The 16,514-nt window shown below is 41.0% G+C and carries 14 protein-coding genes; all 14 read left to right on the forward strand.

What is annotated here, in order from left to right:
• The first annotated feature begins 15 nt into the window (after positions 1–15).
• The 14 genes from ACNOGP_RS07485 (at position 16) to trmB (ending at position 16,464) form a co-directional block, all read left to right on the forward strand.
• Positions 16–1,530, forward strand: a complete 1,515-nt coding sequence (locus tag ACNOGP_RS07485; RefSeq protein ID WP_418214442.1) for a glycoside hydrolase family 28 protein — start codon at positions 16–18, stop codon at positions 1,528–1,530.
• A 14-nt stretch (positions 1,531–1,544) separates the two neighbouring features.
• Entirely contained in the window at positions 1,545–3,278 is a 1,734-nt protein-coding gene (locus tag ACNOGP_RS07490) for a hypothetical protein (protein WP_418214443.1), read from the forward strand.
• Positions 3,279–3,312: 34 nt separating this feature from the next.
• The gene (locus ACNOGP_RS07495; protein WP_418214744.1) at positions 3,313–5,607 is read left to right on the forward strand and encodes a GH92 family glycosyl hydrolase; all 2,295 of its coding nucleotides are present in this window, start codon (positions 3,313–3,315) and stop codon (positions 5,605–5,607) included.
• Positions 5,608–5,675: 68 nt separating this feature from the next.
• The gene (locus ACNOGP_RS07500) at positions 5,676–6,740 is read left to right on the forward strand and encodes a uroporphyrinogen decarboxylase family protein (protein ID WP_418214444.1); all 1,065 of its coding nucleotides are present in this window, start codon (positions 5,676–5,678) and stop codon (positions 6,738–6,740) included.
• A 13-nt stretch (positions 6,741–6,753) separates the two neighbouring features.
• Positions 6,754–7,422, forward strand: a complete 669-nt coding sequence (locus ACNOGP_RS07505) for a cobalamin B12-binding domain-containing protein (RefSeq protein WP_418214445.1) — start codon at positions 6,754–6,756, stop codon at positions 7,420–7,422.
• Between the two features lie 4 nt (positions 7,423–7,426).
• The gene (locus ACNOGP_RS07510; protein ID WP_418214446.1) at positions 7,427–8,113 is read left to right on the forward strand and encodes a vitamin B12 dependent-methionine synthase activation domain-containing protein; all 687 of its coding nucleotides are present in this window, start codon (positions 7,427–7,429) and stop codon (positions 8,111–8,113) included.
• Positions 8,114–8,115: 2 nt separating this feature from the next.
• Positions 8,116–9,276 (forward strand): MFS transporter, encoded by a 1,161-nt coding sequence (locus tag ACNOGP_RS07515; protein WP_418214447.1) that lies wholly within the window; start codon positions 8,116–8,118, stop codon positions 9,274–9,276.
• Positions 9,277–9,283: 7 nt separating this feature from the next.
• Positions 9,284–10,279 (forward strand): uroporphyrinogen decarboxylase family protein, encoded by a 996-nt coding sequence (locus ACNOGP_RS07520; protein ID WP_418214448.1) that lies wholly within the window; start codon positions 9,284–9,286, stop codon positions 10,277–10,279.
• A gap of 151 nt (positions 10,280–10,430) precedes the next feature.
• The gene (gene mnmA, locus ACNOGP_RS07525) at positions 10,431–11,516 is read left to right on the forward strand and encodes a tRNA 2-thiouridine(34) synthase MnmA (protein ID WP_418214449.1); all 1,086 of its coding nucleotides are present in this window, start codon (positions 10,431–10,433) and stop codon (positions 11,514–11,516) included.
• Positions 11,517–11,537: 21 nt separating this feature from the next.
• The gene (locus ACNOGP_RS07530) at positions 11,538–12,905 is read left to right on the forward strand and encodes a S8 family peptidase (RefSeq protein ID WP_418214450.1); all 1,368 of its coding nucleotides are present in this window, start codon (positions 11,538–11,540) and stop codon (positions 12,903–12,905) included.
• A gap of 12 nt (positions 12,906–12,917) precedes the next feature.
• On the forward strand, positions 12,918–14,246 hold the full coding sequence (xseA, locus tag ACNOGP_RS07535; protein ID WP_418214451.1) for an exodeoxyribonuclease VII large subunit: 1,329 nt from the start codon (positions 12,918–12,920) through the stop codon (positions 14,244–14,246).
• A gap of 21 nt (positions 14,247–14,267) precedes the next feature.
• Positions 14,268–14,477 (forward strand): exodeoxyribonuclease VII small subunit, encoded by a 210-nt coding sequence (gene xseB / locus ACNOGP_RS07540; protein WP_007749434.1) that lies wholly within the window; start codon positions 14,268–14,270, stop codon positions 14,475–14,477.
• A gap of 19 nt (positions 14,478–14,496) precedes the next feature.
• On the forward strand, positions 14,497–15,549 hold the full coding sequence (locus tag ACNOGP_RS07545) for a branched-chain amino acid aminotransferase (protein ID WP_418214745.1): 1,053 nt from the start codon (positions 14,497–14,499) through the stop codon (positions 15,547–15,549).
• A gap of 156 nt (positions 15,550–15,705) precedes the next feature.
• Entirely contained in the window at positions 15,706–16,464 is a 759-nt protein-coding gene (gene trmB, locus ACNOGP_RS07550) for a tRNA (guanosine(46)-N7)-methyltransferase TrmB (protein ID WP_143868358.1), read from the forward strand.
• Positions 16,465–16,514: the final 50 nt, after the last annotated feature.

A 16,514-nucleotide genomic window follows, 5' to 3' on the forward strand; every position in this document is an offset into this window, starting at 1 on the left:
AAAGAGATAGAGCTTATGTTGAAAAAGATATTTTTGTTGGTAGCTGCTAATTTATTTCTGTTGGCGCAGGTGAAAAGTGATAGTCTGAAAGAAAAAGATTATGATATAACACGCTATGGTGCTAAATCAAATTCTGAAGTATTGAATACCAAGGCTATACAAAAAACGATAGATGCTGCGGCGGATGCAGGAGGAGGAAAAGTTATTGTTCCGGAAGGCACTTTCTTGACTGGTAGTGTTATTTTAAAATCTAATGTGGAACTCCATATTCAAAAAGGTGGGACTTTGCTGGGAAGTACAAAAGTAGAAGACTATACCCGCTTGAAAAGACGAATGGCATTAATTCTTGCAGATCACCAGGAGAATATATCTATTACAGGCGAAGGAGTGATTGATGGTCAGGGACGTGAGTTGGCTTTGTATATAGACAGCCTTTTTTATGTAGGAAAATTAGAACCTAGATTGTATAACCGTTCACGAAAAAGACCAAACGAAGGAGCTCGACCAGAAATCATAGAAATGGTAAAGTGTAAAAACATACAGATAAAGGGGGTTACAATTAAAGACGGAGCTTGTTGGCTACAGACTTATGATAGATGTGAAGATCTTGTAATGGATAGTATTAGAGTTGAAAGTGATGCTTACTGGAATAATGATGGTATTGATGTCAGTGATTGTAAGAATGTGCGTATTACTAATAGTTATGTAAATTCTGCAGATGATGGTATATGTCTTAAATCACATACAGAAGGATGTTGGAATGATAATATTCACATTGAAAATTGTACAGTACGTTCTAGTGCCAATGCCGTGAAGTTTGGAACTGTGTCTAGAGGTGGGTTTAAAAATGTAGTTATTAAAAATATACGGGTTTTTGATACATTTCGCTCTGCTATTGCTATTGAATCTGTCGATGGTGGATGTTTAGAAAATGTGTTGGTGGACGGAATTAATGCAACGAATACCGGAAATGCTATTTTGGTAAGACTAGGACATCGTAATAAGGGAGATGTGGGAACATTGCGGAATGTTACTTTGAAAAATATAAAGGTGGAAGTTCCGTTCGATCGTCCGGATAAAAACTATGAATTACGTGGACCGGATTTATCTGTGCTGCATAATCCCATACCTTCATCTATAACAGGAATACCCGGACATTGTGTAGAGAATGTAACACTGGAAAATATAGAAATAATATTCCCGGGTAGAGGAAATAAAGGAATGGCTATCATCCCATTGGACAGACTGGATGATGTGCCGGAACAGGAAACTGCATATCCTGAATTTTCAATGTTCGGTGAATTACCGGCATGGGGATTTTATGTTCGTCATGTCAAGGGGTTGAAGATGAAGAATGTATCAGTGAAGGCGATGGCTAAAGATTTCAGACCAGCTTTTGTCTTTGACGATGTGAATGGTTTAAATCTTCAGGATATAGATGTGCAGGGAGGAGAAAATATGCCACATATCATCCTAAAAGATGTAAAGGTTGAATATTTGTCAGTTGACAAGAAGCTACTACAACAATAATGTATCAAAATATCATGAATAAATACACTTTACTATTTATATTCTGTTTTTTTATCTCTGCCATTGGTGCCCAGCAATGTAAGAAAGAGGGATATCTGGTGATGGATATGGTACATCATAATCCGGGGGAGGCTATGACACAAACCTCGTTTCGTGATCCGGGGAAATTAGCTTCCTATCATTTTAATGGCATGGTGATAAATGAATTTAAGTTTCCTCAATGTGCCGTATCTTTTGATAAATTGAATAAGAATATTTTCCCCCGAAAATCTCCGGAACGTACATGGATCAATCTGTTAGCGGAAGAAATACGCGCACAGATTAGAGAATGTCATAAGAATGGATTACAGGCTTTTTATTTTACTGATATAATTGTTCTGCCCAAGAAACTGATCGAATTGTATAAAGATGAGATTTGTGATAAGGATGGGCATATATCATTTGAAAAACCTAAAACCTGGGAAATTCACAAGATAATGCTGGACGAGTTGTTTGAATTATTCCCTGAAATGGATGGATTGGTCATACGTACAGGGGAAACTTATATTCATAATATTCCTTATCATATTGGGAACGGTCCGGTAGATTACAAAAATAAATTGGATGAGAGTATAAAGATACATACACAATTACTAAACTTACTCAGGGAGGAAGTTTGTGTAAAACGGAATAAAAAGATTGTATATAGAACATGGGATTTTGGATTCTTCCATACACGACCGGAGTATTATTTATCTGTGACAGATGCGGTTGAACCACATTCTAATTTGTACATTGCGGTGAAACATACTCAGGGAGATTATTTTCGTACGTTTCCCTTTAACAAGACATTGATGTTGGGAAAACATAAGCAGGTGGTCGAAGTCCAATGTCAAAGAGAATATGAAGGAAAAGGGGCTTATCCGAATTATATTGCTAATGATGTTATTAATGGTTTTGAAGAAAACAAACATGATTCCCTTCCTCGTTGTTTGAATGATATCAAAGAAAATCCGTTATTTTATGGTGTATGGACATGGTCGCGTGGCGGCGGATGGCAAGGGCCTTATATAACGAACGAACTTTGGTGTGATTTAAATACCTATGTAATGAGTCACTGGGCGGTAAAAACGGAACGTAGCGAGGAAGAAATATTTAATGAATATGCTATAAAGAAAGGAATAACTCCAGAAACATTACCTTATTTCCGTAAACTATGTCTGTTGACTCCCGATGCTATAATACGTGGGAGAGGTTCCTTGATACATCCGGTTAACGTTGCTTGGACGCGGGATCATTTTTTAGGAGGGGTGGATCGACTGAGTCATATTTTTGATGAGATTATAGCTAAAGATGCGGTAGATGAGGCTTTATATGAGATGCGTTTATCTGTAGCACTTTGGAGTGATATTGTTAGTTTATCCCGACAAATAGTATGTAATGATAAAAGTACGGAACACTATATCCGTGTTTCTTCTCAATACGGCTATTTGCTATATGCAATTATGGAGCAAGGATGGATTATCATGCTCAAAGGATATTTGGGAGAGAAAACGGGGAAATGGGATAAATGTTCCATTCAATTAGCATTGGATACCTATGACCAACTTTGGGTAGAATATTGCAAACTGAAGGAAGATAATAAAGATTGTGCCACCTTGTATAATGGATATTTTCTAGGATGGAAACCGGGTGGACGTAATGTACCTGTGTGGATTGATGGAATGAAAGCCTCAGTTGATAAATACAGAGCATTGGTGAAGAAGTAATATTTAGTGTTAACTTTAAGAACTTACATATATGATGAAGTATAGTTATCTTTTAGTCTCTTTATTGGTATTAATGTCATGCACCAAACGTGCAGAGTCACCTCAAGCACCTATAAAATGGGTGAATACATTTATTGGAACTGCTCCTAGTGTGACGAAAGCGGCCAATTCTCATGGAAAAGGTACGGAAGAACTGGGACAGACTATTCCTGCGGTATTGACTCCCAATGCTATGAATAGTTGGACACCTCAGACACGATTGACTGAGAATAAATGTGTTTCTCCTTATTATTATAGAGATTCCTTATTTTATGGATTTCGTGCATCTCACTGGATTAATGGTGGATGTGCACAAGATTATGGATCTTATACAATTATGGGGTTAAGTGGCTCATTGAAGTGTTTATCGGAAGAGAGAAAAGAGCTTTTCCATCATAAAGATGAAATCGGTAGTCCGGCTTATTATTCTATACGTTTTGCCGAATCACAATTGCTCTCTGAAATGACTGCCACTGATCGTTCTGCTATCTTTAGATTTACACCCGACCAAGCAGATTCTGTATATATTTTGGTAACTCCTAATAATGATCATTTTGCCGGTTCCATCACAATAGACGTAGAGAAACAGGAAATCAAAGGATATAATCCTGCTTACCGTATTTATCAAGGAACTGGACAGTCGGCTGGTTTCAGCGGTCATTTCGTGGTTCACTTTGATCGTCCGTTTACGGTTTATGGAGTATATAATGAGAATGAGCGTTTACAGTCTGCAACGCAGATGGATAATAAGCGTGAATTGGGAGCTTATATCGGATTTAAACTGGATAAAGGGGAAGCTTTGATAGTGAAGACAGCCTCTTCTTTTACAAGTACGGATGCTGCTGCACGTAATTTGGAAGTAGAGATTCCGGATTGGGATTTTGATAAGGTACGGGTAGCCACAGAGAAACGTTGGAATGACCATTTATCTTCTATTAATATAGAGTCGGAGAATAATGATGATAAAGAAATGTTTTATAGTGCTTTGTATCGTTGTTCTCTGTTGCCTAGAATTTATAGTGATGTTGATGGAACTTATCCGGCATTTTCTTTGCGCGATTCAATTGTTCATGATCCTTCTTTTGTCTACTATGATGACTTTTGTGCATGGGATACTTATCGTGCATTAATGCCTTTGGTACATTTGATGAATCCGGAAAAAGGTGGAGATATGGTTTCTTCTTTGGTATCTAAATATGTTCAGGGAGGTTGGCTGCCGATATTTCCTTGTTGGAATAGCTATACTTCTGCAATGGTGGGCGATCATGTTATTGCGATGATTGGAGATGCGATCATAAAGGATATTCCTGTTCGTGATTTGGAAACAGCATACGAAGGAATGCGCAAAAATGCTTTTGAAACTCCTGTTTCCTATGAAGAGTATGTTGATGGAAAGGGACGACGCGGATTAAATTCTTATTTAAAATATGGTTATATACCTTTAGAGGATCCTGTGAAAGAAGCATTTCATACGGGTGAACAGGTTTCCCGTACGCTGGAATATGCTTTTGATGATTTCGTACTTTCTCAAGTGGCAAAGAAATTAGGGAAAATAGAAGATGCAATTTTATTAAAGAAGAGAGCGCTGAACTATCAGAATGTAATAGATCCTGTCACCGGTTATGCGAGAGGAAGACATGAAGATGGGCGTTTTGTTGAGTATTTCGATCCTTATATATTTGCACCTTATATAACTGAAGGCTATCCTTGCCATTATACATGGTATGTTCCTCAAGATATTCGTGGTTTGATGACAGCAATGGGGGGGCAGGAAATATTTGAAGCAAAATTGGATTCAATGTTTTCAGAAAACAGATATTGGCATGGGAATGAGCCTTGCCATCAAGTTGCTTATTTGTATAATTGGCTTGGAAAGCCGGCAAAAACTCAACAACATGTTCGTCGTATCATGCAAGAAGAGTATTTATTGGATGTCGGTGGCCTTTCGGGTAATGATGATTCCGGTCAGATGTCTGCATGGTATGCTTTTTCTGCTTTGGGATTTTATCCAGTATGTCCGGGAACACCTTATTATATAATTTCAAGTCCTACCTTCAAAAAGGCATCTATCCGGTTGAAGGATGGTAAGTCTTTTGAGATAGTAGCTGAGAATGTTAACGGTAGAAACATATATATTCAGTCTGCTACGCTTAATGGAACTCCTTATAATAAGAACTTCATAAGTCACGTTGATGTTATGAAAGGTGGTGTCTTGAAATTTGTTATGGGCGAAAATCCCTCTCAGTGGGGTAGCGGAGATGAAAATATTCCTTTCTCAATATCCGAATAGAGAAGTACACATACTCAATAGCTTATAAAAAGCTATTGAGTACTAATGATAATTTTAAACAAGGAACTATGATGAATGAAAAAACATTTAGTCCTGATTATACAAATATATTAAAAGTATTGTATAATCAGAAGCCAGATTATTTGCCTTTGTATGAGCATAATATAGATGCTCCGTTTATATCGAAATACATTGGCGAGAGGCTGGAGATTATTTCCAATACTCCAGATGAACTAGAAGAATTCTTCCGGAAAACTATTCAATTTTGGATAAATGCGGGGTATGACTCGTTTTCTTATGAGGCTGGTATTTGTGACATTTTACCAGGACATGGAGCCATTTTAGGCGGTATGCTTGGTCCTATTCAAACGCGGGAAGATTTTGAAAGATATCCGTTTGACGAAATTCCTGCAATTTTTTGGAATACTTATAAACCTCGGCTGGATGCAATTCGTAAGGTACTTCCGGCAGGAATGAAAGCATATGGTGGATGTGGCTATGGCATATTTGAAACAGCTCAGGACTTAGTGGGGTATGAAAGTCTTTGTGTAATGCAGTATTTGGATCCTGATTTGTTTACTGACTTATTTAATAAGATTGGTGATTTGTATGTGACATTATGGACAAGAATGGTTCACGACTATGCGGATATTTTCGTTTTTCATCGTATGGGAGATGATTTGGGACATAAGACTGCAACAATGCTTGAGCCGGATACGATTCGTCAGTATATTCTTCCTCAACATAAACGTGTGATTGATGTTGTGCATAGTGCCGGTAAGAAGTTTTTGCTACATAGCTGTGGTAACATATTTGAAATAATGCCTGATATTTTGGCGAATGGTATTGATGCAAAACATTCTAACGAAGATCAGATTTGTCCTTATCAAGTTTGGATTGAGAAATATGCAGACAAGATAGGACTGTTCGGAGGTTTCGATATGAATTTCCTGATTTTGAATCCATATGATACAGTATATCAGAAAGTATTAGAGGAAGGTACATTATTCAGGTCTATGGCTAATGGTTATGCGCTTGGGTCCGGTAATTCGATACCTGACTATATGAGCATTGAAGGTTTTAATGCAATGATTGATGCAGTGAAAGAAATTAGAAGACGCGAAAATAAATAAAGAAGAAAATATTATGGAAAAAATACTTGGCAGAATAAAAGAATGTGTGATAGTAGGTAAAATAAATGCATCAACCCCCTTCCCTCCTCATATGAAGGGAATGCCCGGAGCTTATGATTATGCAAAAGAGGCTTTAGAAGAAGGAGTGGCTCCTTCTGAAGTAATGAATAAAGCTCTTGTTCCTGCTATGGATGAAGTGGGACAACGTTTCACGGAAAATAAAATATTTGTCCCTCAGATGTTGTTATCAGCTAAAGCGATGAATGCAGCTATGGCTTTACTGAAACCTTATTTCAATTCCGGAGAAGTGAAAAGGAAAGGTACTGTTATCATCGGAACTATATTAGGAGATTTGCATGATATTGGTAAAAATCTTTGTGGCATGATGATAGAAGGTGCCGGCTGGGAAGTGATTGACCTCGGGGTGGATGTCTCTTCTGATAAATTTATTTCGGCTCTTCAGGAACACCCTGATGCTGTGATAGGTATGTCTGCTCTGTTGACTACTACAATGACCAATATGGCTCCGGCTATTCAGGCAATTAAGGGCTATTCTCCACAGACCAAAGTAATGGTGGGTGGTGCTCCTCTTTCTCGTGAGTTTGCTGTCTCTATTGGAGCTGATGCTTATGGAAAGGATCCTCAGGAATCGGTGAAATGGTTGGATTCTCTTGTTTCATAAAATAATGATATTTGACTATAAATTAACTTATTCCTCTCTACAGCTTTCGTCGGATGATTTTTCTGGTATTTTTTCGAACGAAGAAGAAGCTGAAATGTTGTCCGATGAACTGAATTTGGTTATAGATCAGGGAGAGGAATGGATAAAGCCTTTTGGTAAAGTTCTACTTACTGATGGGGTTGATATAGGCATTACAGATTTAGGTGTCCGGAATGTCCGTTTTGAATGTGGGCGAAAAATAGCTCGTTTAATGAAAGGAAGTGAGCAGGTAGCTTTATTTGTTTGTACCATAGGTGCCGGAATATCAGACGCCTATAAATATTTCATTTCGCAAGGTGATCCGTTGAAAGCTTACTTTGCAGATACTTTGGGTAGTATTGCTGTTGAAAAGGCAATGGACCAGGTTCAACATCAATTAGCGGAAGAATTGTCTGCACGTCAATTGCAACTCACCAATCGTTTTAGTCCGGGATATTGTGGATGGCTTGTGAGAGAGCAACAGAAAATTTTTTCTTTTTTCCCCTCATCCCCTTGTGGAATTAGCTTAAGCGAATCATCCTTAATGATTCCTTCCAAGTCGGTAAGCGGTATTATTGGTGTCGGACATTCAGTTCGCTATGTAGAACATAATTGTATGTTGTGTGAGATGAAGAATTGCTTATATAGAAAGAAGTTACATCAAAGAGAATGATTATGAAGAAACAGATTTCGCTAAAAAGCGTCTTACCAGTACTTTTTGGCTTTTGGGTGATGGGATTTGCAGATGTGATCGGCATTTCGGTGACTTATGCAAAAGAGGAATTTTCATGGAGTGAAACGCAGGCCGGTTTTTTACCTTTTATGGTTTTCTTTTGGTTTCTGTTTTTGTCAGTTCCGGTTGCCTCATTAATGAATCGTATCGGAAGAAAGAATACGGTTCTATTTAGTATGTTGTTTACTTTCGTAGGTATGGCTCTTCCTTATTTTCTATTTAATGAATGGGCGTGTTATTTTGCATTTGCTTTGCTTGGAATAGGAAATACGTTTTTGCAGGTTTCGCTCAATCCTTTAGTCTCTAACGTGATTGATGGAAGTTTGTTGACCAGTACATTGACGGCGGGACAGTTAATAAAAGCCATATCGGCTTTCGTTGGTCCGCTTTTGGCAGCTTTTTGTTCCTTGCAACTCGGAAATTGGGAAATGATGTTTCTGATTTATGCAGGAATAACCTTACTTTCTACCATTTGGCTTTATATGACAACCATAGAGAAAGAGGTGGTGAATAATCGAGCCACATCATCTATAGGGTCTACTTTCCAACTTTTAAAGGATCGTCGGATATTGATACTATTCTTTGGAATCATATGTGTGGTTGGTTTGGATGTGGGAATGAATACTGTTACTCCTAAGTTATTAATGACCCGTTTGGATTTAGCCAAAGAAGTTGCCGGATATGGTACTAGTTGGTATTTCGCGGCTAGAACTTTTGGCGCTTTTCTAGGAGTCTTGATTTTGACCAAGCTATCAGAAAGAACTTATTTTGCTATTAATATGCTGGTTGCTTTATTGGCTCTTATCGGTTTGATCTTCTCATTTTCCTATACCGGCATTCTTATGTGGGTTTGTCTTATAGCTTTTTGTGCGGCAGGCATCTTCTCCGTTATTTACTCTTTGGCTTTAAGGATACAACCGGATAGAGCTAATGAAATTTCGGGATTGATGATAACTGGTGTATCTGGCGGAGCTGTTATTCCTTTATTAATGGGAGTAGCTGCCGATTGTTCTGGTAGCCTGATCGGTTCTTTGTTGATATTGGGAGTATGTATTGTGTATTTATTAATATGTTCTTTTAGAACAGAAGCAAAATTCAAATAAAAGTATTATGAAAACATGGATAAACGATGTTCTATCGAAAGCGGAAGTTACGTCATTGCCTATAATGACACATCCTGGTATTGAGTTGATAGGTGAAACGGTAAAACGTGCGGTAACTGACGGAGAGGTACACTTTAGAGCTATTCAGGCTGTCGCAGAACGTTATCATACTTCTTCTTGTACTGTAATTATGGATTTGACGGTAGAAGCGGAAGCTTTTGGTGCGCAAGTTAAGTTTCCCGAAGACGAGGTTCCTACGGTAATAGGTCGTTTGATTACAGATATGGATTCTGTTGATAAATTGCAGATTCCAGATTTAAGTCAGGGACGGTTGCCAGAATATTTGAAAGCAAACCGTCTTGCTGTTGAATTTATGAAGGATCGTCCGGTTTTTGCAGGTTGTATCGGTCCATATTCATTGGCGGGACGTTTGTATGATATGTCGGAAATAATGGTTGCTATTTATATCGAACCGGATATGATTTTAGCTTTGCTTGATAAATGTACGGAATTTCTGATACAGTATTGTAAGGCTTTGAAGGAACTGGGCACTGCTGGAGTTGTCATAGCCGAGCCAGCAGCCGGTTTGTTATCAAATGAGGACTGTATGATGTATTCAACCGTGTTTGTTAAACGTATTGTGGAGGCTGTACAGGATGATGACTTTACAGTTATTCTTCATAATTGTGGAAATACAGGTCAATGTACTCTGGCAATGGTGGAGAGCGGTGCAAATGCTCTTCACTTTGGTAACAAGATTGATGTGGTGGAAGCATTGAAAGAGTGTCCTTCGAATATATTAGTAATGGGTAACTTAGATCCCGTTGGTATTCTTAAACAAAGCAATAGCCAACAAGTTGTAGCTGAAACAATGGAATTGTTGGAACGTACAAAAGGATATGGTAATTTTGTGATTTCAACAGGATGTGATGTTCCTCCTCTGGTTCCGGAAGAGAATATTCAAGCGTTTTTTGATACAATACAGAGGTTTAATGCCAAATAGAATTATAGGTATAAAGATTGAGGGTTTGAAATAGGTGTGAATGATGGAAAGGAAATAGGTTTTAGATCTGTTTCCTTTTTATTTTTTTATCTGTATGGCTATCTGGTTGAAATCTCGTACATTTGTATCCATATAACTTTTCAAGGATCAGATGAAAGAACGAAATAAGAGAGTGCTGGTGGGTATGAGTGGCGGTATAGACAGTACCGCTACCTGCCTTATGCTGCAAGAACAAGGATACGAAATAGTGGGAGTCACTATGCGTGTATGGGGAGATGAGCCGCAGGATGCCAGAGAGTTGGCTGCCAGGATGGGCATTGAACATTATGTGGCGGATGAACGTATACCTTTTAAAGAGACTATTGTAAAAAACTTCATAGACGAATATAAGCAGGGACGTACACCGAATCCTTGTGTGATGTGCAATCCGTTGTTTAAGTTCCGTGTGTTGACGGAATGGGCGGACAAGTTGGGTTGTGATTGGATTGCTACCGGACATTATTCACGGCTGGAAGAGAACAACGGGCATATTTATATCATAGCCGGAGACGATGATAAAAAAGACCAGTCTTATTTTCTTTGGAGGTTGGGACAGGATGTGCTGCGACGTTGTATCTTTCCGTTGGGGGATTATACAAAAATAAAAGTGCGTGAATACCTGGCTGAGAATGGCTATGAGGCTAAATCGAAGGAGGGAGAGAGTATGGAAGTCTGTTTCATTAAAGGAGATTACCGCGACTTTCTCCGCGAACAGTGTCCGGAATTGGATAGCGAGATCGGTCCGGGATGGTTTGTCAACTCCGAAGGTGTAAAGCTGGGGCAGCACAAAGGGGCGCCTTATTATACTATAGGTCAGAGGAAAGGACTGGAAATCGCGCTTGGAAAGCCTGCTTATGTGTTGAAAATCAACCCTCAGAAGAATACGGTGATGCTTGGCGATGCGGAGCAGTTGAAGACGGATTATATGTTGGCGGAACAGGATAAGATTGTGGACGAACAAGAACTGTTTCAGTGTGAGAACCTGACGGTACGGATTCGCTATCGCAGTCGTCCGTTGGCCTGTCGGGTGAGACGTCTTGAAGACGGTCGTTTGCTTGTCCGTTTTCTTGAAACGGCTTCGGCTATAGCTCCCGGACAATCGGCTGTATTCTATGATGGAAAGCGAGTGTTGGGAGGAGCTTTCATAGCTTCACAGCGTGGAATAGGTCTGGTGATTCTGGAAAACGAAGGATTTTAATTGATAAAATAAAGATAACTGATGAAGAAGTTTATACTATTGATTCTTACTTTAACTGTGTGCTTGGGTGGATTCGCCCAATTTACTCCCGGAGATACCTTGAAGTATCGTATCAGTCTGAAAGACAAGGCTGCTACCGATTATTCTTTGCAAAAGCCGGAAAAGTACTTATCCAAAAAGTCTATTGAACGGAGAAAGAAACAGGGCTTGAAGATTGATTCCACCGATTTGCCGGTATGTAAGAAATATGTAGACGCTATCCGTCGGAGAGGAGTTCACATACTTGTGACCGGAAAATGGGAGAATTTCGTTACTGTCTCTTGTAATGACAGTGTGTTGATAGATGAGATTGCCCGCTTGCCTTTTGTGCGTTCTGCAGAAAGAGTATGGAAAGGAAAGATGGAAAAAGCTACCCGAAGAGATTCGCTGATTAATAAGCCGCTACGTACAGATAGCCTTTACGGTCCTGCGTGTACCCAGATTGAGATGAGCAAGGCGAACCTCCTTCATGATGCGGGTTTCAAGGGAAAAGGAATGACGATTGCGGTTATTGATGCGGGATTCCATAATGTAGATAAGATTGAAGCGATGAAGAATATCGATATTCGGGGTGTGCGTGACTTTGTAAACCCGGAGGCGGATATTTATGCGGAAAGCAGTCACGGTATGTCCGTCCTTTCCTGTATGGCGATGAATCAGCCGAATGTCATGATCGGTACGGCTCCCGAAGCTTCTTATTGGTTATTGCGCAGTGAGGATGAGTATTCGGAGAACTTAGTGGAACAGGACTATTGGGCGGCAGCTATTGAGTTTGCCGATAGCGTAGGTGTGGATTTGGTGAATACATCACTTGGATATTATTCCTTTGATGATCCGACAAAGAATTATAGGTACCGTGATTTGAACGGGCATTATGCGTTGATGTCACGTGAGGCTTCCCATGCAGCCGATAAAGGAATGGTCGTTGTTTGCAGTGCCGGAAACTCCGGTGCGGGTTCGTGGAAGAAGATTACCCCTCCGGGAGATGCGGAAAATGTGATCACTGTAGGCGCCATTAATAAAAGAGGTGAGTTGGCTCCGTTTTCTTCCGTAGGAAATACGGCGGACGGACGGGTGAAACCTGATGTGGTGGCTGTCGGTCTGGGATCGGATGTGATGGGAACGAATGGCAATCTTAGCCGTGCCAACGGTACGTCTTTCTCTTCTCCGATTATGTGTGGGATGGTGGCTTGTCTGTGGCAGGCTTGTCCAAAGCTGACGGCAAAAGAGATAATCGAACTTGTTCGCCGTTCGGGTGACAGAGCCGGTTTCCCCGACAATATTTATGGCTATGGCATACCCGACTTATGGAAGGCTTATCTAGACTCCTCCTCTAAGGAAAAGAAATAAGATGGCTGCTGTATGATAAACACTATGAATCAGTCGAAGCGGTCAGACCCCTTCTCTTCGGGGGAGGGTGGAGAAAGACTTTCTCTTTTGGAGCTGAATGCGCTTGTCCGCCGTAGTCTGGAGCAATGCCTGCCTGATGAATATTGGATACAGGCTGAGCTGAGCGATGTCCGTTCCAATACGACAGGCCATTGTTATCTGGAATTTGTGCAGAAAGATCCTCGCAGCAATAGTCTTATCGCTAAAGCACGCGGTATGATTTGGAATACCATTTATCGTTTGCTGAAACCCTATTTCGAGGAAACGACCGGGCAACCGTTTACATCCGGCATTAAAGTGCTGGTGAAAGTGACCGTCCAGTTTCACGAACTTTACGGTTACAGTCTGACCGTGCTTGATATTGATCCTGCCTATACATTGGGAGATATGGCCCGTCGTCGCCGGGAAATACTGTTGCAGTTGGAGGAAGAAGGAGTACTGACCTTGAATAAGGAATTGGAAATGCCTCTGCTTCCTCAACGTATTGCGGTCATCTCTTCCGCTACTGCAGCCGGATACGGTGATTTTTGTCATCAGTTGCAGCATAATCCCGGAGGGTTCTTCTTTTACACAGAACTGTTTCCTGCATTGATGCAGGGGAATCAGGTGGAAGAATCTGTGTTGGCTGCATTAGACCGCGTCAATGCCCGTATTGATGATTTTGATGTGGTGGTCATCATTCGTGGCGGAGGGGCTACTTCCGATTTGTCCGGCTTCGACACTTACCTATTAGCTGCTGCGTGTGCGCAGTTCCCGCTTCCTATCATTACCGGAATTGGTCATGAACGAGACGATACAGTACTTGATTCGGTGGCTCATACCCGGGTGAAAACTCCTACGGCTGCGGCGGAACTTTTGATTCATCGGGTTGCGGAAGTGGCGGACCGTCTGGAGGATTTGTCTGTTCGCATTCGGCAAGGAGCATATACGCTGTTGGAGCGGGAGCGGAGAAGATTGGATACACTGCAGGCTCGTATCCCGAACCTTGTACAGCGGAAACTGACAGAGGCGCGTCTTGCCTTGCTGACAGCCCGAAAGGATCTGTCGCAAGCCACAATGGCGTTATTGTCCCGCCAGCGTCACCGATTGGAACTTTTGCAACAACGCATTGCCGATGCTTCTCCTGATAAATTGTTAAGTCGTGGATACAGCATCACGCTGAAAGATGGGAAGGCGGTAACGGACGCATCCTCATTGAAGTCGGGAGACAGATTGGTCACCCGGTTCTCGAAAGGGGAGGTGCAATCTGTGGTAGAGCAAAGCCGTCTTATCGGAACTGATAAAAGAAACAAATCTCATTAACTCTTAATAAATATAACGATCGTGGCAGCAAAAAAAGAAACCTATCTTCAAGCAATGGAACGTCTCGAGAAGATTGTTCGCCAGATAGACAATAATGAATTGGATATTGACATCTTGGGTGAGAAAATCAAAGAAGCCAATGAAATAATAGCTTTCTGCACCGAAAAACTGACGAAAGCAGATAAGGAAGTCGAAAAATTATTGCAAGAAAAGCGGCAATCTGAAGAATAAAAGCTATTTTTGCGAATCAATACATAAGAAAAATAAACTAATACATTACAATATGAAAGAAATAGACTGGGCGAATCTGTCGTTTGGCTACATGAAGACAGACTACAATGTGAGAATTAATTTCCGCAATGGAGCATGGGGAGAACTGGAAGTGAGCAGTGACGAACATCTGAATCTGCACATGGCAGCTACGTGCCTGCATTATGGTCAGGAAGCGTTTGAAGGCTTGAAAGCTTTTCGTGGAAAAGACGGTAAAGTGCGTATTTTCCGTTTGGAAGAGAATGCAGCCCGTCTGCAATCTACTTGTCAGGGAATCCTGATGGCTGAACTTCCGACTGAACGTTTTAAGGAAGCTATTCTGAAAGTGGTGAAACTGAACGAACGTTTCATTCCTCCATACGAGACAGGTGCTTCTCTTTACATTCGTCCGTTGCTGATCGGAACAAGTGCTCAAGTGGGGGTGCATCCGGCAGATGAATATATGTTTGTCGTATTTGTGACTCCGGTAGGTCCGTACTTCAAGGGTGGTTTCTCTACCAATCCGTACGTTATCATTCGCGAATATGACCGTGCCGCTCCTCACGGAACTGGTATCTATAAAGTGGGTGGGAACTATGCCGCCAGTCTTCGTGCCAACAAAAAAGCGCATGACTTGGGTTATTCCTGCGAGTTCTATCTCGACGCAAAAGAAAAGAAGTATATCGATGAGTGTGGAGCTGCCAACTTCTTCGGTATCAAAAATAACACTTATATCACTCCGAAGTCAACTTCCATCCTCCCGTCTATCACGAACAAGAGCTTAATGCAGTTGGCGGAAGATATGGGTATCAAGGTTGAACGCCGCCCGATACCGGAAGAAGAACTGGAGACTTTTGAAGAAGCCGGTGCTTGCGGAACTGCGGCAGTAATCAGCCCGATTCAGCGTATCGACGATTTGGAGAATGGAAAATCATACGTTATCTCTAAAGACGGAAAGCCGGGACCGATTTGTACGAAGCTGTACAATAAGCTGCGTGGTATCCAATATGGTGACGAACCGGATACACACGGATGGGTGACAATCGTAGAATAACACAGGGTTCACCACAGATTACACGGATTAACACAGATTATTTCTTCTTTTTAATCTGTGTTAATCCGTGTAATCTGTGGTGAAAATAATCCTCTTCTTTTTTCTTTTTGCCGATTACGTCAAAATCAGTACCTTTGCAGCCTAATCAGGATTGATATGGGTAAGAACAAATTAGAAAAGTTTGCCGATATGGCAAGTTATCCGCACGTCTTCGAGTATCCTTATTCGGCGATAGATAACGTGCCTTTCGATATGAAGGGAAAATGGCATGAGGAGTTTTTCAAAAACGATCATCCTATTGTACTCGAACTGGGCTGTGGACGTGGTGAGTACACGGTCGGTTTGGGAAAGATGTTTCCCGAGAAGAATTTTATAGCGGTCGATATCAAAGGAGCCCGTATGTGGACCGGAGCTACGGAGTCGTTGCAGGCGGGAATGAAGAATGTAGCTTTCCTGCGTACCAATATTGAGATTATCGAACGCTTCTTTGCTGAGGGTGAGGTGAGCGAAATATGGCTTACTTTCTCTGATCCGCAGATGAAGAAAGCGACGAAACGGCTGACCTCCACTTACTTTATGGAAAGATACCGCAAGTTCTTGCGACCGGACGGCATTATCCACCTGAAGACGGACAGCAATTTCATGTTCACTTATACAAAATACATGATAGAGGCGAACCGGCTTCCGGTAGACTTTATGACCGAAGATTTATATCACTCGGAATTGGTGGATGATATTCTCGGTATCAAGACCTATTATGAACAACAATGGCTCGATCGTGGTTTAAACATCAAGTATATCAAATTCCGTCTTCCACAGGAAGGAAAGTTGCAAGAGCCGGATGTGGAAATAGAACTTGATTCTTATCGCAGTTATAACCGCAGCAAGCGTAGCGGACTAAATACAAGTAAATAGAACTGCATAAATATGGACCGGACCTACGCATCTCCTCCTATCACTCAAGG

The organism is Bacteroides difficilis (genome assembly GCF_048319815.1).
GTDB lineage: Bacteria > Bacteroidota > Bacteroidia > Bacteroidales > Bacteroidaceae > Bacteroides > Bacteroides zhangwenhongii.

Coding starts and splice junctions, on each gene's coding strand:
- ACNOGP_RS07485 (WP_418214442.1), top strand. CDS start 16: ATGTTGAAAAAGATATTTTTGTTGGTAGCTGCTAATTTATTTCTGTTG.
- ACNOGP_RS07490 (WP_418214443.1), top strand. CDS start 1,545: ATGAATAAATACACTTTACTATTTATATTCTGTTTTTTTATCTCTGCC.
- ACNOGP_RS07495 (WP_418214744.1), top strand. CDS start 3,313: ATGAAGTATAGTTATCTTTTAGTCTCTTTATTGGTATTAATGTCATGC.
- ACNOGP_RS07500 (WP_418214444.1), top strand. CDS start 5,676: ATGATGAATGAAAAAACATTTAGTCCTGATTATACAAATATATTAAAA.
- ACNOGP_RS07505 (WP_418214445.1), top strand. CDS start 6,754: ATGGAAAAAATACTTGGCAGAATAAAAGAATGTGTGATAGTAGGTAAA.
- ACNOGP_RS07510 (WP_418214446.1), top strand. CDS start 7,427: ATGATATTTGACTATAAATTAACTTATTCCTCTCTACAGCTTTCGTCG.
- ACNOGP_RS07515 (WP_418214447.1), top strand. CDS start 8,116: ATGAAGAAACAGATTTCGCTAAAAAGCGTCTTACCAGTACTTTTTGGC.
- ACNOGP_RS07520 (WP_418214448.1), top strand. CDS start 9,284: ATGAAAACATGGATAAACGATGTTCTATCGAAAGCGGAAGTTACGTCA.
- mnmA (WP_418214449.1), top strand. CDS start 10,431: ATGAAAGAACGAAATAAGAGAGTGCTGGTGGGTATGAGTGGCGGTATA.
- ACNOGP_RS07530 (WP_418214450.1), top strand. CDS start 11,538: ATGAAGAAGTTTATACTATTGATTCTTACTTTAACTGTGTGCTTGGGT.
- xseA (WP_418214451.1), top strand. CDS start 12,918: ATGATAAACACTATGAATCAGTCGAAGCGGTCAGACCCCTTCTCTTCG.
- trmB (WP_143868358.1), top strand. CDS start 15,706: ATGGGTAAGAACAAATTAGAAAAGTTTGCCGATATGGCAAGTTATCCG.